This is a genomic window from Zobellella iuensis, assembly GCF_016746085.1.
Classification (GTDB): Bacteria; Pseudomonadota; Gammaproteobacteria; order Enterobacterales; family Aeromonadaceae; genus Oceanimonas; species Oceanimonas iuensis.
Genome location: NZ_JAERTZ010000002.1, coordinates 229,278 through 247,713, shown reverse-complemented (window position 1 = coordinate 247,713; position 18,436 = coordinate 229,278). Strand labels below are relative to the sequence as shown.

Genomic DNA, 18,436 nt, shown 5'->3' with positions numbered 1-18,436 from the left:
TGTTTGTGCACTTCGACAGACATTGAAAAACAATATTTTTTTGTTTCCCAACTACTGCGAGTGCCCACACAGTTTGCTTGATAGATTGTTAAAGAGCGTTGACCTTTACCGGGTCAGGGCTGCGTATTCTACGCCGTCCTTTTAATTCGTCAAGCGTTAAAACCGAAGTTTCTTTGCCGCTTGCGACCCGGCGGGTTGCGCCGTGTCAGTGGATGCGCATTATAGGCAGCCGCGTTTTTTGCGCAAGGGCTTTTTTGACAAAAAATACCGTTCGCACAGTTTTCAACCAAAAGTGGCAATTTATTCTACTTTTACCTATTGGGGCCCACCCTGGCCGCCATCCTCATTTTTGGCGGATGCAGCCTCACCTTGCTTGGGGTAAGATAGCGCCCCTTTTTTACTCCCCCTTCAGCTTGGAGATTTGAATGCCTTTTTCCCTCGGCCAGCGTTGGATTAGCGATACCGAAACCGATCTGGGACTGGGAACCATAGTCGCTATCGATGTGCGTATGGTCACCATGCTATTTCCTGCCTGCGGCGAAAACCGCATGTATGCCAAGGACGACGCGCCCGTCACCCGGGTGATGTTCAATCCCGGTGACACCATCAGCAGTCATGAGGACTGGGAACTGGAAGTCGCGGACGTGACCGAGCAGGATGGCCTGCTGACCTACCATGGCGCCCGCGTGGATACGGGAGAGGCAACCAGCCTGAAGGAAACTTTCCTCAATCACTTTATTAAGCTGAACAAGCCCCAGGAGCGGCTCTTTGCCGGTCAGATCGACAAAATTGGCCGTTTCAATCTGCGTTACCAGGCGCTGATGCATCAGTTCAACCAGCGCCGCTCTCCCCTGCGCGGTCTGGCCAGCGGCCGGGTCAGCCTGATCCCCCACCAGTTGCATATTGCCAAGGAAGTCGGCAGCCGTTATGCCCCCAGGGTACTGCTGGCCGACGAAGTCGGCCTGGGCAAAACCATTGAAGCCGGCATGATCATTCAGCAGCAATGGTTGTCGGGCAGGGCCTCCCGCATCCTGATCCTGGTACCCGATGCGCTGATCCATCAATGGCTGGTGGAGATGTTGCGTAGATTCAACCTTCATTTTGCCCTGTTCGATGAGGAGCGCTGCGTCGAGGCCTTCGCCGATGCCGCCAATCCCTTCGATACCGAACAGCTGATCCTGTGCAGCCTCGATTTCATTACCAAGAAGCGCAAACGCTTCGAGCAACTGATGGATACCAGCTGGGATCTGCTGGTAGTCGATGAAGCCCACCATCTGGTGTGGGATGCCGAACAACCCAGCCGGGCCTATGAAGTAGTGGAGGCGCTGGCCGAGCAGGTACCTGGCGTGTTGCTGCTCACCGCGACCCCGGATCAGCAAGGCCACGAGAGCCATTTTGCCCGCCTGCGCCTACTCGATCCCGAGCGTTTCTACGACTATGACGCCTTCCTGGCCGAAGAAGCAGCCTATCAGCCCCTGGCCCAGGCAGCGGAAGCCCTGCTGAGCGACGCCCCCTTGGATGAGGCAGCCATTGCCCGACTGGCTCCCTTTATGGAGCAGCAGGACGGCCGTGTGCTGAGCGACCCGCAAGCCCGACACGGCCTGCTGCTCCAACTGCTCGATCGCCACGGCACCGGCCGGCTGTTGTTCCGCAACACCCGCCATGCCATCCGGGGCTTTCCGTCCCGCCTGTTGCACCTGCATCCGCTGCCGCTGCCGACTCAGTATAAAACCGCCATTCGCGTTGCCGGCATGATGGGCAGCAAGCAGGATACGGCCGCACAAGCGCTGCAGGCCCTGTATCCGGAAGAAATCTATCGCCAGTTTGAAGGGGGCGATAGCGCCTGGACCCAGTTCGACAGCCGGGTGGAATGGCTGCTGGAATTCGCCAAGGCCAAACGCAACGACAAGATACTCATCATCACCGCCAAGGCCGGCGTCGCCCTGGCGCTGGAAGAAGCATTGCGTACCCGTGAAGGTATTCGCGGCACCGTGTTCCACGAAGGCATGTCCTTGCTGGAGAGGGATAAGGCAGCCGCCTACTTTGCCCAGCAGGAAGGGGGCGCCCAAGTGATGATCTGCTCGGAAATCGGCTCCGAAGGGCGAAACTTCCAGTTTGCCCACCAGTTGGTACTGTTCGATCTGCCGCTCAACCCGGACCTGCTCGAACAGCGTATCGGCCGCCTCGACCGTATCGGCCAGCGCCATGATATCGACATTCATCTGCCTTATCTGGAGGGCACCGCACAGCAGGCCCTGACCCTCTGGTATCACCAGGGCATGGATGCCTTCAGCAAGCCCAATGCCGTCGGCCAGCCGGTATACCAGCAGCTCGCCGAGCGTCTGCTCGAGTTGTTGGCCAACCACGGCCAGGATACGGATGCCCTGGAACAGTTGATCGCAGACACCCGTACACTCACGCAGGAACTCAACAGCCGGATGGAGCAGGGACGGGATCGCCTGCTGGAACTCAACTCCAGCGGCGTCATCCATAATCAGAACCTGGCCACCCAGCTGGCCGAGACCGACGACGACCCGACCCTGGCCATCTTTGCCATCAAGCTGTTCGACGAAGTGGGTGTGCATCAGGATGATCGGGGCGAAAACGCCATAGTGCTGCGTCCCACCGAGCAGATGCTGGTTCCGCATTTCCCCGGCCTGCCGGAAGACGGCGCCAGCATCACCTTCGACCGGGAAACGGCCCTGAGCCGGGACGATCTGCAGTTCCTGAGCTGGGATCACCCCATGATCCGCGGGGGCATCGACCTGGTGCTGGGCTCGGAAATCGGCACCACCTCGGTGGCCATTCTGAAGAACAAGGCGCTACCGGTCGGCACCCAGTTTGTGGAGTTGATCTTCGTGGCCGAATCGGCCCATCATGCCCAGCTGTATCGCTTTCTGCCGCCGGCTCCCATTCGCCTGCTGCTTGACAAGAATGGCAACAACCTGGCCGAAAAGGTCAACTTCGAGTCCTTCGATCGCCAGCTCAGTGCCGTGAACCGCCACCTGGCCAGCAAACTGGTCAATGCCTCCCAGACGGTGATCCACCAGCTGCTGCAAAGCGCCCAGCCTCTGGCCGAAGTGCAGATGCATGAGCTGGTAGAACAGGCCAGGGAGCGGATGCAGGACTCTATAGGACAAGAATTACGGCGCTTGCAACAATTGGCCAAGGTCAACCCCAATGTGCGGGAGAGCGAAATCCTTCACTTGCAAGAGCTGAAAGACGAGCTCGACAGCCTGCTCAGCCACACCCGCTTAAAACTGGACGCGATTCGGTTTATCGTGGTCAGCCACCAGTAAAGGACGAGGCCATCATGGTTCTGCTACGTTACGATCCCCCCACGGATCCCCAGTTCGAAGTGCTGTACCAGGACAACAGCCTGATCGTGCTGAACAAGCCGAGCGGGCTGCTGACCGTGCCCGGACGTGAACTGATCCACCGGGACAGCCTGTCCTACCGGGTAGCCCGGGTCTATCCCTCGGTGCAAGTGGTGCACCGGCTGGATATGGCCACCTCGGGCGTGATTGTCATGGCCTTGCACCCCAAGGCCCACCGGGAGCTCAACCGGCAGTTCCGCGAGCGGGAAACCGCCAAACGCTATTATGCATGGGTGTATGGCCGTCCGGAGCAGGACAGCGGCAGCGTTGAGCTGCCGCTCTGTTGTGACTGGCCCAACCGTCCCCGGCATATGGTCGACCTGGTGCACGGCAAGCACGCCCTGACCCACTGGCGCTGCCTGGTACGTCAGGAAAAACGCAGCCTGATGGAGCTGACCCCGATCACCGGGCGCTCGCATCAACTGCGGGTACATATGCTGAGCCTGGGCCACCCCATACTGGGGGATAACCTCTATGCCGAAGGCGAAGCCCTGGCCCTGGCCCCGCAGCTGCAGCTGCACGCAGCCTCGCTGGAGTTTCGTCACCCCAGAACCAAGCAGTGGCTGGCGTTCAGCGCTCCCGCCCCCTTCGAGATGGCGCTGCCGTGAACAGGCTCGGGTGGCTCATCGGCTGGCTGGCCTTCCTGGCGGGCCCCACCATGGCCGCCAAGTTCGACTGGTCCGCCTTCGAGCAGTACCGGCCGGAGTACCGTCTGTTGCACTTTCACGCCGAGGGAGCCGACACGGCAGGCACCCTGCTGGTCTGGCCCGAACTGAGCCAACCGCATTTATGGCTGGCCATGGCGGAATACTGGCAGCAACGGGGCTGGGACTTTATGCTGTTGCTGCCGGACGCCAGCCAACTGAGCTTCGACCCCTCCTCCGAGCAACCCCCGCCGCAACAACAGGAATGGCTCGAGCAGGCCAGCGTCCGCCTCGCCGGGGCGCTGGCCGAGACGGAATCGGACCCCCTCTTGCTGGTCGTGGCCCAAGGCAGCGCCGCTCTCTGGTACCAACAGTTAATCGATGCCGAACAACTGATGCCGCCGGACGCCTTGGTGCTGCTTGACGCCCACCCACAAACACCGGGACAGCAGCAGATGCTGGCCATCAGCCTGGCCCGCAGCCGCTATCCGGTGCTGGATATTTACAGCCAGCCGGAGGAAGCCCAAACGACCCTCAACCGACAGCGGCGCCGACAGCAGGTGGCCCGCCAGGCAAAAACCGACTACGAGGAGCAACGGCTCACCGCCCACACCTTGCTGGAAAAACAGATCGCGGGCTGGCTGATGCGCCAGGGCTGGCTGCCACCGCCGCCCGGTCTCCCCGACTACTTGAAAGGAAAGATCCATGAAGCTGGTATTTCTCGACCGACAGACCCTGGCGCCGGAAATTGAACTGCGCGCACCGAGTTTTGAGCACCGCTGGCAAAGCCATCAGGAAACCGCCCCCGGGCAGGTAGTGACGCGGCTGCAGGACGCGGACATCGCCATCGTCAACAAGGTCAGGCTCGATGCCGACACCCTGGCCCGGCTGCCCGGACTGAAGCTGGTCGCCATTGCCGCCACCGGCAGTGACAATGTCGATCTGAATGCCTGTCGCCACGCCGGTATCACCGTTTGCAATATTCGTGATTACTCAAAGAACTCGGTGCCGGAGCATGCACTGGCCCTGATCATGGCACTGAACCGCAGCCTTAATGCCTATCACGCCTCGATAGCGGCCGGGCGCTGGCAGCAAGCCGGCCAGTTCTGTTATTTCGACTATCCGGTACGCGATCTGGCCGGGCAGACCCTGGGACTGGTCGGCTACGGCACCATTGCCCAGGACCTGGAAAAGCTGGCCCTGGCCCTGGGGATGAAGGTGATGATCTCGGCCCGCAAGGGAGAGCCCGCCGGCCCGGGGCGTTTCCCCTTCGACGAAGTCCTGGCGCGCGCCGATGTGGTGAGCCTGCACTGCCCGCTCACCCACGCAACCCGCCATTTAATAGGGCCGCGGGAGTTCGCCCTGATGAAACCGGATGCCCTGTTGATCAACGTCGGTCGGGGCGGCCTGGTGGACGAAGCCGCGCTGCTGGCGGCACTGGAGCAAAACCGGATTGGCGGTGCCGGCTTCGATGTGGTGACTGAGGAGCCACCATCGATGGATAACCCGCTGATGCAGGCCCTGCACTATCCCAACTTTATCCTTACCCCCCATGTCGCCTGGGCCAGCCGCTCGGCCATGCAACGGCTGGCGGATCAGCTGATCGACAATATCGAGGCCTTCGTCGCCGGGCGACCGCAGAACAGGCTGGTGTAACAACTGCGGGGACTGGGGACCTTTTCCCCGGTCCCGGTTCGTTAGCGGATATTGCGCGCCGCCTTGATGGTTTCCCAAGCCTGCTGTATGTCCTGGGCTTTTTCCTTGGCCATATCCATCATTTCCTTGGGCAGGCCCTGGGCCATCAACTTGTCGGGGTGGTGCTTGGACATCTGCCGGCGGTAGGCCCGCTTGACGGTGCTGTCATCGGCCCCGACCTCCACCTCCAGGATGCGGTAGGCATCACGCAACCGATCCTGGGGCGGCTGGCGGTAGCCGCCCGCTCCCGCGTTTCCCCGCCCCTGGCGAAACATATGCAACTGGGCTTCGGCAAACGCCAGTAATTGTTCCAGTTCACGCTCGGAAAAACCCAGCTCGGCGGCGATGCGGTGCAGCAACCGACGTTCGGCCGGATGTAGTTCGCCATCGGCGAAAGCCAGTTGCAGCTGCACTTCCATAAAAAAACGCAGCAGGTTGCGGCTGTCCTTTACCCGGGCCCGAAACCGGCGCAGGGTCTCGGCCAGCGGAAAGTCGCTGTCCTTCCCTTCCCGGAAAGCCTGCTGGGCTTGCGCCCTCTGTTCACCATGCAGCCGCATCTGGGTCATCAACTGCTCGGCCAGGCGGATTTCTTCGGCCGAGACCTGGCCACTGGACTTGGCAACATGGCCCATGGTGGCAAAAGTGGTATAAAGAAATTCCGCTTGCGCGCCCTTATTGAACTGCCAGGCATTCGCCAGCTTTTTATCGACCAGGTGCCCCAGCCATAGCCCGAGCAAGGCGCCGGGAATATTTCCAATCAGCAGGCCGAATAAAAAACCGATCAGTTTGCCTTTGATATGTGCCAGCATCTATCGCACCTCGATCAGTCCCGAACGGGCGCTATATAACCAGGTAACGCCGGGGCGCGGCACAAGTGAAGACCAAGGGCGGGCAGCTAATATCATGGAGCAGGTTCCGGTGTCTGGACAGATGAGGTAACAGGCAGGGCCGTAGTGCTGACAGCAAGAATGCATTATCATAGTCCGCTACCATAAAGTAATGACACCAAAAGCTCAACCAGCCTGATACCCGGGATCGGGCCGGTGTCGCCAAGACCAGGAACGCGAGCGTCTACCCATGAGAATACGGATTATCGGCTTTCCCCTGCTGTTTATCTCCGGCTTGGCTCAGGCCCAGACCGACACCATCACCACCGACCAGGATACCCCCTTTTCTTTCAGCCGTTGCTTCAGCCATGTGCCGCTGCGCCTCGATGCGGGGACCGATGACACCAGCGCTCCCATCACCGTCACCGCCGATGTCCTCAATGCCACCCGGGACGGCAAAATCCTGTATCGGGGCGATGTGCAGGTGGTACAGGCACAACGCCAGTTCAACGCCGACTATGTCGAGCTGGAGCAACAAAGCCGGGACATCAGGGCAGAAGGCAATATCCGCTTTACCGACGGCACCATTTCGGTGGAAAGCGATCGCACCCTGACCGGTAACCTCAACACCAAGGACACCGAGCTGGACCAGGCCCGCTACCAATTGCACGGAGATCCTGGCCGCGGCCAGGCCCGCCTGGTACGGATGACCGACGAGGCCAACAGGGTCGACCTGAGCGAAGCCAGCTACACCACCTGTCCGCCCAACGAGGAAGTCTGGCAGCTCAGAGCCAGCTCGGTGCGGGTAGAGCAGGATAAAGTCTTCGGTGAAGCCTGGAACGCCGTGCTCTGGCTGGGCAAGGTCCCGGTCTTTTACTTCCCCTACATCAAGTTCCCGGTCAAAGACGAGCGCCAGAGCGGCCTGCTCTATCCATCCTTCGATCTCAGCAGCGAGCACGGCACCGATATCCGGCTGCCCTATTACTGGAATATCGCCCCCAACTATGATGCCACCATCACTCCACGCTACATGGAAAGGCGCGGCACCATGGCTCAGCTCGAGTTCCGCTACCTGCCGCTCGAGGGCCAGAGCGGTACCCTGTACGGGGAATACCTCGACGGCGACGACAAGCTCGGCGATACGGAATGGAGTGACAGGGCCCGCTGGCTGTTCAACTGGCGCCACCATGCCCGCTTCGATGCCGAAGGCCACTGGCGCGGCCGGGTGGACTACACCAAGGTGGCCGGCTGGGACTACGCCTATGTGGACGATTTTTCGCCGCCGGTAGGCATTCTGGTCGAAGACCAGCTGATGCAGTCCTTCCAGGGCGGCTATTATGATCGCAGCTGGCAACTGACCGCCGAAATGCGCGACTACCAGATCCTCAAGCCCGAACGGCTGACCCCCTTCCAGCTGGCGCCCAGCCTGGCGCTGACCAGCTACCGGCACCTGGGCGTCGTCGATTTGAGCATGGACGGTGAACTGACCCGCTTTGCCAACGACGGGCAGAATGTATATGAAGCCACCCGTGTCCACGCCGAACCCAAGCTCATTTATACCCTGATCGATACCCCCGCCGGACGACTGACCGCCGATGCGGGCGCCTATTACACCCATTATGAGCAGGATGTACCCGCACAACTGGACGGCCGGCTCGGTTTTAACCCGGATCAACTGGATTCCAGCGCGGATCGGCTGCTACCCCGGCTACGGCTGAACGGCACCCTGGTGTTCGATCGGGATACCTCCTGGTTCGGGCAAGCCTTTACCCAGACCCTGGAGCCCCAGTTCCAGTATCTGTATGTCCCCTTCAAGGATCAGGATCATATCGGCCTCTACGACAGCACCGATATGCGCCAGGACTACTACAGCCTGTTCAGCGACCGTCGTTTCGCCGGCCTGGACAGGATCAGTGATGCCAACCAGCTGACCGGAGGCTTTACCAGCCGCATCTACGACGTCGAGGGCATAGAGCGGCTGCGGCTGGCCCTGGCCCAATCCTACAACTTCGTGTCTCCCCGGGTGCGGCTGTTCCCGACGGATACCGCCAGTGATATCAATCGCTCCTTCCTCACCTTCGAGGGGGATCTGAACCTGGACGGCAACTGGTTCATCCATACCGAAGCCCAGCAGGATACCCGCAACAACCGGCTGGCCGCCGGCAACATCACCCTGGAGTATAACCATCAGGGCCGGCTGGCCCAGTTGGGCTTTCGCCACCTGAACCAGAACTACTTCCCGGACGCCAGGCTCGCCGACGATCTCAATCAGCTGGGCGGCACCTTCTCCTGGCCGCTGGATCCCCAATGGCGGCTGATCGGTGGTTATTACCGGGATATTGAACTGAATCGCAATATCGACAGTCTGATAGGACTGCGCTACGACTCCTGCTGCTGGGCCGTCAGCCTGGTGTGGGAGCAATGGCAGAAAGAGGACAAGCTGATCAACCCCACCAGCACCCTGCAGGAAACCACTATAGGGTTACGCTTCGAACTGAAAGGGTTGAGCTCGCTCAGTACCGGCAGCGGGGAGTTCACCCCGGGTACCAAACTGCTGCCTTACTATAGGCCCTTCAATCTCAATAACTGATTTTTACTGTGCACAGGACCTGTCATGAATAAAAGATGTAAACAACTGCTTATCGCTGCCGGTCTGGGTTTGGTATCGGCCACCAGCCAGGCGGTTGAGCTGCTGGATAAGGTGGTCGCTGTCGTCAATCAGGACGTGGTGCTGGAAAGCCAGCTTTCAGGCCTGGTCAACCAGGTCAGGCACAGTGCCCGCGCGGCCGGCCAGTCACTGCCGGAAGAGCAACAGCTGCGCAAACAGGCCCTGGAACGCCTGATCCTGGAAAGCCTGCAGCTGCAACTGGCCGATCGGCTGGGGCTGCGCATCACCGATACCCAGCTGGAGCAGGCCATCAATAACATCGCCCGCAGCGAAGGCAAAACCCCCGAGCAGCTGCGTGCCGGGGTAGCCGCCGAAGGCCTGACCTACCGCCAGTTCCGCGAGCAGGTGCGCAACGAAATCCTGCTGAGTGAGCTGGCCCGCAACCAGGTACGCCGCCGCATCAACATCTCCGATCAGGAAGTGAAGCAGGTGGTGCAGATGATCAAGGAGCAGGGCCAGAGCAACAGCCGCTACCGGGTCGGTAATATCCTGCTGCCGCTGCCTGGCAACCCGAGCAGCGAGCAATTGCGCCAGGCAAGCGGCCTGGCCGAACAATTGATTGCCCAGCTGAAACAGGGCGCGGACTTCCGCCAGCTGGCCATCGCCCACAGCGCCGGGCCCAAGGCGCTGGAAGGCGGGGATTGGGGCATGATGGGCATAAACGAAATGCCTTCCCTGTTCAGCGAAGCCGTGAAGAATCATGGCAAGGGTGATATCATCGGCCCCATCCGCTCCGGCGCCGGGCTGCATATTCTGACCATCTTCGATATGGAAGGCGGTACCACCCAGACCATACAGGCGGTGGAAGTCAAGGCGCGTCATATATTGATCAAGCCGTCCATCATCATGAGCGAAGAAAAGGCGCAATCCATGCTGGCTGGCTTTGCCCGCTCCATCCAGGCCGGTGAAGTCCGCATGGCCGAACTGGCAGAGCAGTTCTCCGAAGATCCGGGTTCGGCCATCAACGGCGGCGATCTGGGCTGGGCCGCGCCGGAGATGTACGTCAGCAGCTTCCGTGATACCGTCAATCAACTCAACGTCGGGCAACTGAGTGAGCCGTTCCGCTCCGAACATGGCTGGCATCTGGTGCTGCTGGAAGACCGGCGGGTAATGGATGCCACCGAACAAGCCACGGAGCAAAGAGCCTATCAACTTATTTTTAATCGTCGCTTTACCGAAGAAGTGCAGACCTGGCTGGATGAGCTGAGGGATGAAGCCTATATCCGTATCGTCGACACCAATTTATCCAACGGTGCACTGTGACTTGTAAACGCATAGCCATAACCCCCGGCGAACCGGCCGGCATCGGCCCCGAACTGATGCAGGCGCTGGCCGAACACGACTGGCCGGTCGAGTTGGTGGTCATCGCCGATCCCGACCTGATCCAGCGCCGGGCCGAAGCCCTGGGCAAGAAACTGACCCTTCTGCCCTACCACCCCGAGCAGCCCCCCCAGCCGCAGCGGGCCGGCACCCTGACCATAGAGCCGGTTCGGCTCGCCAAACCCGCGCTGCCCGGCAAGCTGGATGAAGCCAACGGCCTCTATGTACTGGAAACCCTGAAGCGGGCCTCCGACGGCAATATGAACGGTGAATTTGCCGCCGTGGTCACCGGGCCGGTCAACAAGGGCATCATCAACAAGGCCGGAGTCTCCTTCAGCGGTCACACCGAGTTTTTCGCCCAGCAGGCCAATGTGCCGGATGTGGTGATGCTGCTGGCCACCCCCGGCCTGCGGGTGGCCCAGGTCACCACCCATATTCCCCTGGCCTACGTGGCCCGCGCCATCACCCCCGATCGGCTCAGCAAGATCACCCGCATCCTGCACGCGGAGCTTAAAGCCAAGTTCGGTATCCCTCAGCCTCGCATCTATGTGTGCGGGCTCAACCCCCACGCCGGGGAAGACGGCCACCTGGGTCGCGAGGAGCTGGATATCATTATCCCCACCCTCGACCGGCTCAGGGCCGAAGGCATGGATCTGGTGGGCCCGCTGTCTTCGGACACCGTATTCCAACCCAAATATATGCAGGACGCCGATGCCTTCCTGGCCATGTACCACGACCAGGGGCTGCCGGTACTCAAATACATCGGTTTCAGCAAAGCCGTGAACATCACCCTGGGCCTGCCCTTTATCCGCACTTCGGTGGATCACGGCACCGCCCTGGAATTGGCCGGAACCGATAAAATCGATGCGGGCAGCATGCTGTGCGCAGTTAATCAAGCCATTGAAATGATAGAAAACCGCGATGAATAGTAAGGTTCACCAGGGTCACAAGGCCCGTAAGCGCTTTGGCCAGAATTTTTTGCACGATGACTACATCATCGATCAGATAGTCGATGCCATTCACCCCAGCGATGACTTCACCATGGTCGAGATCGGCCCCGGCCTCGGCGCCCTCACCGGCCCAGTATGCGATCATATCCAGCGCCTCAACGTAGTGGAGCTGGACCGGGATCTGGCCGCCCGGCTGGCTAGCCACCCCTTCCTCAAGGACAAGCTCAATATCCATCAGGCCGATGCCATGAAGTTTGACTTCGGCACCCTGCTGGAGCCGGGCAAGAAGCTGAAAATTTTCGGTAACCTGCCCTATAACATCTCCACCCAGCTGATGTTCCACCTGTTCGAGTTCGCCCCACTGGTGGAGGACATGCACTTCATGCTGCAGAAGGAGGTGGTCAACCGGCTGGCCGCCGGCCCCGGCAGCAAGGCCTATGGCCGGCTGAGCGTGATGGCCCAGTATTACTGCCAGGTGGTACCGGTGCTGGAAGTCGGACCCGAGGCGTTCAAGCCGGCCCCCAAGGTGGAGTCGGCCGTGGTCAAACTGCTGCCCTACGCCACCCCGCCCTATCCGGCCCAGGACATCGCTTGCCTGTCCCGGGTCGCCGCCGACGCCTTCGGGCAGCGTCGCAAGACCATTCGCAACAGCCTGCAACACCTGTTCAGTGCCGAGCGGCTTGCCGAGCTGGGTCTGGATCCCTCCGCCCGCCCCGAGCAGCTGAGCCTGGCCCAATATGTGGTCCTGGCCAACGCCCTGGCCCAACAAAAGGAACAATAATGTCGCCCGGAGCCATTCATATCACGACTCAGCCCCAATACCTCGCAGACCGCTCCGCGCCCGACGAACAGCACTATGTGTTCGCCTATACCATTACCATCAAGAATACGGGCAGCGAACGCGTCCGCCTGATGAGCCGGCGTTGGGTCATTACCGATGCCAACGGCAAGATTATCGAGGTGGAAGGCAGCGGCGTGGTCGGGGAACAGCCCAGAATAGCTCCGGGTGAACAATACACCTATACCAGTGGTGTCAGCCTGGAAACCCCGGTCGGGGTCATGGAGGGCAGTTATACCATGGCGCGGGATGACGGCAGTGAGTTCCAGGCCCCGATAGATGCCTTTCGGCTGGCCCTGCCGAACCTGATCAACTGATGTCGACTTACCTGATTGGCGACCTGCAGGGCTGCCTGAAAGAGCTGGATCAGCTGCTGGCCGAGGTAGGGTTCAGTCCTTCCCGCGACCAGCTCTGGCTCACCGGTGATCTGGTCGCCCGGGGACCCGACTCCCTCGACTGCCTGCGCCGTATCATCGGCCTCGGCAATGCCGCTACCGTGGTGCTCGGTAATCATGATCTGCACCTGTTGGCCGTGGCCAACGGTATCGGCCGCCCCAAGGCCGCCGACAAGATAGATGAGATACTGAATGCGGCCGACCGGGCCGATCTGCTGTACTGGCTGCGCCACCAACCCTTGCTGGCCGAGCATGAACAGCATGGCTTTGTGATGAGCCATGCCGGTATCCCGCCCCAGTGGGACCTGGCGCAGGCCCGCACAGCGGCACGACGGGCAGAGGCCGAACTGCGTTCCTCCCAGTACAGAGTGCGGCTGCAGCAGATGTACGGCAACCAGCCGGACAGTTGGCAGGAGGATCTCACCGAGCTCGAGCAACTGCGTTATACCATCAATGCCTTTACCCGCATGCGCTTGTGTCACCCGGATGGCCGGCTCGACTTTGCCCATAAGGCGACGCTGGCAGAAGCTCCGGCCAGCTTGCATCCCTGGTTTGAGCTACGCGCGGACTATCAGGATCCACCGCTGATCTTCGGGCACTGGGCGGCCCTGGAAGGCAAATGCGGCACGGCCGGTATCCATGCGCTGGACACCGGCTGTGTCTGGGGAGGAAGCCTGACCCTGCTGTGCTGGGAAACCGGAGAACGGCTCAGTACCCCCTGCCCAGCCTACGCCGGCTGAGCTTCCCACTGCCGCTCCAACCGCTGAAACCGGCACTCGTAAGCATTACGCTCATCTGCCGGCCGCCGCTGCTCCGACACCAGTCGCCACTCCTCCCCTACCGCGGGGAAACGGGTATCCCCCTCCAGGCTGGCGTCGATCAAGGTCAGATACAAGCGGCTCGCCAGCGGCATAAAGGCCGCGTAGAGCTGGCCGCCGCCGATGATCATCACCTCGGCTTCATCGGCCACCAATGCCAGCGCCTCGGCCGGAGAAGCAACCAGTTCGGTTCCTGCCGGCGCCTCACGCAGACTCCTGCTGACGATGATATTCCGCCGCCCGGGCAAGGGCTTGCCGATGGAGCTGAAGGTATTACGCCCCATCACCACCGGCTTGCCCAGGGTCGTCTGCTTGAAATAAGCCAGATCCGCCGGCAGGTGCCAGGGCATCTGGTTATCCCTGCCGATGACCCGCTCCCGGGTCATGGCGACGATCAACGACACTATCACAGCTTATTCCCGGGTATAGACAACGTGGCCGTCGTCTTCTTCGTCATCCCAGTCGTCGTCGTCTTCATCTTCGTCCACGTTGTCGGCCAGGGTGGCTTGGTGATACTCATCCCATTTGAAGCTGACCGGCTCCCGTGCCGCCTCCAGTTCTTCCTGGCTGCGCGGATGCTCATCGAGGAAACCCATCAGCGCCTGGGTCAGCTCACGGGTGCCTTCCTTGCTGATGGCACTGATGCGGAAGATGGGCCCCTGCCAGTCCAGCAGTTCCACCACCCGATCGATGACGGCCTCGGCTTCCTCTTCCAACACCAGATCCAGCTTGTTGAACACCAGCCAACGCGGCTTGGCCGCCAGGGCGTCGCTGTACTGGGCCAGCTCATTGACGATGATATCGGCATTATCCGCCGGATCTGAGCCGTCCACCGGCAGTACATCGATCATGTGCAGCAATACCCGACAACGCTCCAGGTGCTTGAGGAAGCGGATCCCCAGGCCGGCACCGTCCGCCGCGCCTTCAATCAGGCCGGGGATGTCGGCCACCACGAAGCTTTTCTGGCCATCACAACGCACCACCCCCAGGTTGGGTACCAGGGTGGTAAAGGGGTAATCGGCAACCTTGGGTTTGGCCGCGGACACCGAGCGGATAAAGGTGGATTTGCCCGCATTCGGCAATCCCAGCAGGCCGACGTCGGCCAGCAGCAGCAGCTCCAGCAACACGTTGCGGATCTCGCCCGGGGTCCCGTTGGTCTTTTTCCGTGGCGCCCGGTTGACCGAGCTTTTAAAACGGGTATTGCCGAGACCGTGAAAACCGCCTTTGGCTATCAACAGCTTCTGGCCGTGGCGGGTCAGATCGCCGAGGATCTCGCCGGTCATCTCGTCTTTGGCACGGGTACCCACCGGCACCGTCAGCACCAGATCCTTGCCGCGCTTGCCGGTACAGTTACCGCCGCGGCCATTCTCGCCCCGCTCGGCCCGGTGAAAACGTTCAAAGTGATAGTCGATCAGGGTGTTGAGGTTTTCGTCGGCCAGCAGGTAAACGTCACCGCCATCGCCGCCGTCACCACCGTCGGGCCCCCCGTTGGGAACGTACTTTTCACGGCGGAAACTGATGCAGCCGTTACCGCCATCACCGGCCTCAATCCGGACCTCTGCTTCATCGACAAACTTCATTGCATTGCTCTCCCATTCGCTTGCTGAGCCCAGTATATCCGGCCCAAACGCCGAATGTGCTTTTCGTAAAGCAAAAAGCCCCGCCGGTGGGCGGGGCTTTTTCAGTCCTGCTTGTAGCTTACTCGGCTACAATGCTGACAAACTTGCGGTTGTGCGGACCTTTCACCTCAAACTTCACCTTGCCGTTGGCTTTGGCGAACAGGGTGTGATCTTTGCCCAGACCTACGTTGTCGCCGGCGTGGAACTTGGTACCACGTTGACGCACGATGATATTGCCCGCCAGGACAGACTCACCGCCAAAACGCTTAACGCCGAGGCGTTTACTTTCTGAATCGCGACCGTTACGAGTTGAGCCGCCTGCTTTTTTGTGTGCCATGGAACTTAACTCCTCTCTTAGGCGCTGATACCAGTGATCTTCACTTCAGTGAACCACTGACGGTGACCCTGCTGTTTGCGAGAGTGCTTACGACGACGGAACTTGACGATCTTGACTTTCTTGCCACGACCGTGAGCTACGACTTCTGCAACTACTTTGCTGCCGTCTACGTAGGGTACACCTACTTTAACGTCTTCACCTTGGGCAACCATCAGCACCTTGTCGAACTCGACAGAAGCGCCGGTCTCAACGTCCAGCTTCTCCAGACGAACAACCTGGCCTTCGGCTACACGGTGCTGTTTTCCGCCGCTTTGGATTACCGCGTACATGTTTATAACTCCGAATATGGCACTTTTACCCTCTTCGGGCCGTGCACTAAAACTGTTCTACAATGGCCGCGCATTGTACGCAAAATGATCCCCTTAGACAAGGGTAGAACAGCAAAAAAAACACACATTCCCGGTTTCTGGCCGAAGCCCCGCCGGGCGGGTTTATCCCTATGACAAATCGTGTAAAATCCTATCACCAATGGCTATAGACTGCACCGTCCGGCTTAAAATTTTATGGTAGATATCAACAGGGTAAAACAACTGACCGAGCAGGACATGCAAGCGGTCAACGACCTTATCATGGCGCGGCTGCAATCGGACGTGGCATTGATCAACCAGCTCGGCTTCTATATCGTCAGCGCCGGCGGCAAGCGCATGCGGCCCATGCTGACCGTGCTGGCGGCCCGCGCCCTGGGCTTCGGCGGCGAGTCCCATATCAAGCTCGCCGCCATTATCGAATTTATCCACACGGCCACCCTGCTGCATGACGACGTAGTGGACGAGTCGGATCTGCGCCGGGGCCGTGACACTGCCAATGCCCTGTTCGGCAACGCGGCCAGCGTACTGGTAGGCGATTTCCTCTACACCCGCGCCTTCCAGATGATGACCGAGCTCGACAACATGAAGATCATGCATATCCTGAGCGACGCCACCAACATCATCGCCGAAGGCGAGGTGCTGCAGCTGATGAATTGCAACGATCCGGATACCACCGAAGACAGCTATATGCAGGTGATCTACTGCAAGACCGCCAAGCTGTTCGAGGCCGCCACCCGCCTGGCGGCCGTGCTGACCCATCAGCCGCCGGAGGTGGAGCAGGCCATGCTCGACTACGGCAAATACCTGGGCACCGCCTTCCAACTGGTGGACGACATCATGGACTACAGTTCAGACGCCGGCGACATGGGCAAAAACGTCGGTGACGACCTGGCCGAGGGCAAGCCGACCCTGCCGCTGCTGCGCGCCATGGCGGTCGGCAGCGAATCCCAGCGGGCACGGATCCGCGATGCCATCGCCAACCGCACCGGCATGGACCACCTCGATGAAATCATGGCCATCCTGGCCGACACCCAGGCCCTCGAGTACAGCCGGGAGCGAGCCCAGCAGGAAGCACAAAAAGCCATCGCCAGCCTCGCCGTGCTGCCCGAGTCCGAACACAAGGCGGCGCTGGTCGATCTCGCCCACCTGGCGGTAGAGCGTACCCGCTAACGCCGTGAAGCCTGGGCTTCACGTTTCACCCTTCACCATACCGAATAAAAAACGCCAGCCCCGGGGCTGGCGTTTTTGCTGCGTTACCGCGAAGCTCAGGCTTCGAAGGGATGACGCAGTATCATGGTCTCGGCACGATCCGGGCCGGTAGAGATAATATCCACCGGTACCCCGGTGATCTCTTCGATCCGCTTGATATAATCGCGCGCCGCCTGGGGCAGGCCTTCTACCGTGGTCACACCGAAGGTATTGTCGCTCCAGCCGGGCATAGACTCATACACCGGCTTGACGGTTTCATAGCCCTCGGCCGCCATCGGCGGTACATCCTTCACCGAACCGTCGGGCATTTGGTAGCCCACACAGATCTTCACCTCTTTCAGCCCGTCCAGCACGTCCAGCTTGGTCAGGCAGAAACCGGAGATGGAGTTGACCTGAATGGCACGCTTTATCGCTACCGCATCCAGCCAGCCGGTACGGCGCTTGCGGCCGGTGGTGGCGCCGAATTCATGGCCTTTAACGCCCAGGTGCTCGCCCACTTCATCGAACAGCTCGGTGGGGAAAGGACCCGAACCTACCCGGGTGGTATAGGCCTTGATAATACCCAGCACATAATCCACATAGCAGGGGCCGAAACCGGAGCCGGTGGCCACACCGCCGGCGGTGGTATTGGAAGAGGTCACATAGGGATAGGTGCCGTGATCGATATCCAGCAGGGTGCCCTGGGCCCCTTCGAACATGATCTTCTCGCCGTTGCGACGGGCCTTGTCGAGCATATCGGTCACATCGACCACCATGCTGGTCAGCAGCCCGGCATACCCCTTGGCCTGTTCCAGCACCTCGTCGTAGGAAACGGCTTCGGTACCGTAAAAGCCGGTAAGCTGGAAGTTGTAGTAAGCCACCACTTCCTTCAGCTTGTCGGCGAAGGTGGCCATGTCGAACAGGTCGCCTACGCGCAGGCCGCGGCGGGCCACCTTGTCTTCGTAGGCTGGACCTATGCCCCGGCCGGTGGTGCCGATGGCTTTGGCGCCGCGGGCTTTCTCCCGGGCAATATCCATGGCGACATGGTACGGCAGGATCAGCGGACAGGCCTCGCTCAGCACCAGACGCTCACGCACCGGAATGCCGTTTTCTTCCAGGCCTGCCATTTCTTTCAGCAGGGCCTCGGGAGACAGCACCACCCCGTTGGCGATCACACAGGTACAGTTGCCACGCAGAATACCGGAGGGAATCAGATGGAGGACGGTTTTCTTACCGTCGATGACCAGGGTGTGGCCGGCGTTGTGGCCGCCCTGATAACGTACAACATAACGGGCTTTGTCAGTCAGCAGGTCGACGACCTTACCCTTGCCTTCGTCACCCCATTGGGTGCCTAGTACAACAACGTTTTGTCCCATTTTCACTAACTGTTGA

17 protein-coding genes are annotated in these 18,436 nt (G+C 60.4%); 11 read left to right on the top strand and 6 right to left on the bottom strand.

All coding sequences use genetic code 11. The features are described 5' to 3' along the window. The first annotated feature begins 425 nt into the window (after nucleotides 1-425). The 4 genes from rapA to JKV55_RS01670 are packed head-to-tail and all read left to right on the top strand — an operon-like array spanning nucleotide 426 to nucleotide 5,677. The gene (gene rapA, locus JKV55_RS01685) at nucleotides 426-3,299 is read left to right on the top strand and encodes an RNA polymerase-associated protein RapA (RefSeq protein WP_202082002.1); all 2,874 of its coding nucleotides are present in this window, start codon (nucleotides 426-428) and stop codon (nucleotides 3,297-3,299) included. A gap of 20 nt (nucleotides 3,300-3,319) precedes the next feature. Beyond that, the gene (locus JKV55_RS01680; protein WP_202082017.1) at nucleotides 3,320-3,985 is read left to right on the top strand and encodes an RluA family pseudouridine synthase; all 666 of its coding nucleotides are present in this window, start codon (nucleotides 3,320-3,322) and stop codon (nucleotides 3,983-3,985) included. Then, nucleotides 3,982-4,773, top strand: coding sequence for a DUF3530 family protein (locus JKV55_RS01675; RefSeq protein WP_202082001.1), 792 nt, complete (start codon nucleotides 3,982-3,984; stop codon nucleotides 4,771-4,773). Before JKV55_RS01680 ends, JKV55_RS01675 begins: the two co-directional genes overlap by 4 nt. Continuing rightward, complete coding sequence (locus tag JKV55_RS01670) at nucleotides 4,727-5,677, top strand: D-2-hydroxyacid dehydrogenase (RefSeq protein WP_202082000.1); 951 nt, start codon at nucleotides 4,727-4,729, stop codon at nucleotides 5,675-5,677. The genes JKV55_RS01675 and JKV55_RS01670 overlap by 47 nt, the downstream gene beginning before the upstream one ends. A 41-nt stretch (nucleotides 5,678-5,718) precedes the next feature. Here JKV55_RS01670 and djlA read toward each other — a convergent pair whose 3' ends face one another. Next, a complete protein-coding gene (djlA, locus tag JKV55_RS01665) occupies nucleotides 5,719-6,525 on the bottom strand; it encodes a co-chaperone DjlA (RefSeq protein WP_202081999.1) in 807 nt (268 codons plus the stop codon). Nucleotides 6,526-6,793: 268 nt separating this feature from the next. Here djlA and lptD point away from each other — a divergent pair, with 268 nt between their 5' ends. The 6 genes from lptD to JKV55_RS01635 are packed head-to-tail and all read left to right on the top strand — an operon-like array spanning nucleotide 6,794 to nucleotide 13,454. Continuing rightward, nucleotides 6,794-9,133: an LPS assembly protein LptD gene (gene lptD / locus JKV55_RS01660; protein ID WP_202081998.1), complete on the top strand. Its 2,340-nt coding sequence runs from the start codon at nucleotides 6,794-6,796 to the stop codon at nucleotides 9,131-9,133. A 24-nt stretch (nucleotides 9,134-9,157) separates the two neighbouring features. Next, nucleotides 9,158-10,474, top strand: coding sequence for a peptidylprolyl isomerase SurA (surA, locus tag JKV55_RS01655; protein WP_202081997.1), 1,317 nt, complete (start codon nucleotides 9,158-9,160; stop codon nucleotides 10,472-10,474). Continuing rightward, nucleotides 10,471-11,460, top strand: a complete 990-nt coding sequence (gene pdxA, locus JKV55_RS01650) for a 4-hydroxythreonine-4-phosphate dehydrogenase PdxA (RefSeq protein WP_202081996.1) — start codon at nucleotides 10,471-10,473, stop codon at nucleotides 11,458-11,460. Before surA ends, pdxA begins: the two co-directional genes overlap by 4 nt. Beyond that, entirely contained in the window at nucleotides 11,453-12,262 is an 810-nt protein-coding gene (gene rsmA, locus JKV55_RS01645; RefSeq protein ID WP_202081995.1) for a 16S rRNA (adenine(1518)-N(6)/adenine(1519)-N(6))-dimethyltransferase RsmA, read from the top strand. The genes pdxA and rsmA overlap by 8 nt, the downstream gene beginning before the upstream one ends. After that, nucleotides 12,262-12,636: a Co2+/Mg2+ efflux facilitator ApaG/CorD gene (gene apaG / locus JKV55_RS01640; protein WP_202081994.1), complete on the top strand. Its 375-nt coding sequence runs from the start codon at nucleotides 12,262-12,264 to the stop codon at nucleotides 12,634-12,636. The genes rsmA and apaG overlap by 1 nt, the downstream gene beginning before the upstream one ends. Further along, nucleotides 12,636-13,454, top strand: a complete 819-nt coding sequence (locus JKV55_RS01635) for a symmetrical bis(5'-nucleosyl)-tetraphosphatase (RefSeq protein WP_202081993.1) — start codon at nucleotides 12,636-12,638, stop codon at nucleotides 13,452-13,454. The genes apaG and JKV55_RS01635 overlap by 1 nt, the downstream gene beginning before the upstream one ends. On the opposite strand, the gene folA is transcribed toward JKV55_RS01635, so the two are convergent. The 4 genes from folA to rplU form a co-directional block, all read right to left on the bottom strand. Beyond that, the gene (gene folA, locus JKV55_RS01630; RefSeq protein WP_202081992.1) at nucleotides 13,442-13,942 is read right to left on the bottom strand and encodes a type 3 dihydrofolate reductase; all 501 of its coding nucleotides are present in this window, start codon (nucleotides 13,940-13,942) and stop codon (nucleotides 13,442-13,444) included. The genes JKV55_RS01635 and folA overlap by 13 nt on opposite strands. Before the next feature lie 3 nt (nucleotides 13,943-13,945). Then, a complete protein-coding gene (gene cgtA / locus JKV55_RS01625; RefSeq protein ID WP_202081991.1) occupies nucleotides 13,946-15,112 on the bottom strand; it encodes an Obg family GTPase CgtA in 1,167 nt (388 codons plus the stop codon). A 118-nt stretch (nucleotides 15,113-15,230) separates the two neighbouring features. Further along, complete coding sequence (gene rpmA / locus JKV55_RS01620) at nucleotides 15,231-15,488, bottom strand: 50S ribosomal protein L27 (RefSeq protein ID WP_106454252.1); 258 nt, start codon at nucleotides 15,486-15,488, stop codon at nucleotides 15,231-15,233. A gap of 17 nt (nucleotides 15,489-15,505) precedes the next feature. Continuing rightward, nucleotides 15,506-15,817 (bottom strand): 50S ribosomal protein L21, encoded by a 312-nt coding sequence (gene rplU / locus JKV55_RS01615; RefSeq protein WP_106730438.1) that lies wholly within the window; start codon nucleotides 15,815-15,817, stop codon nucleotides 15,506-15,508. A 234-nt stretch (nucleotides 15,818-16,051) separates the two neighbouring features. Here rplU and ispB point away from each other — a divergent pair, with 234 nt between their 5' ends. Further along, nucleotides 16,052-17,026, top strand: a complete 975-nt coding sequence (gene ispB, locus JKV55_RS01610) for an octaprenyl diphosphate synthase (protein WP_202081990.1) — start codon at nucleotides 16,052-16,054, stop codon at nucleotides 17,024-17,026. 95 nt (nucleotides 17,027-17,121) lie between these two features. Here ispB and JKV55_RS01605 read toward each other — a convergent pair whose 3' ends face one another. Beyond that, nucleotides 17,122-18,420, bottom strand: a complete 1,299-nt coding sequence (locus JKV55_RS01605) for an adenylosuccinate synthase (protein ID WP_202081989.1) — start codon at nucleotides 18,418-18,420, stop codon at nucleotides 17,122-17,124. Nucleotides 18,421-18,436 lie beyond the last annotated feature (16 nt).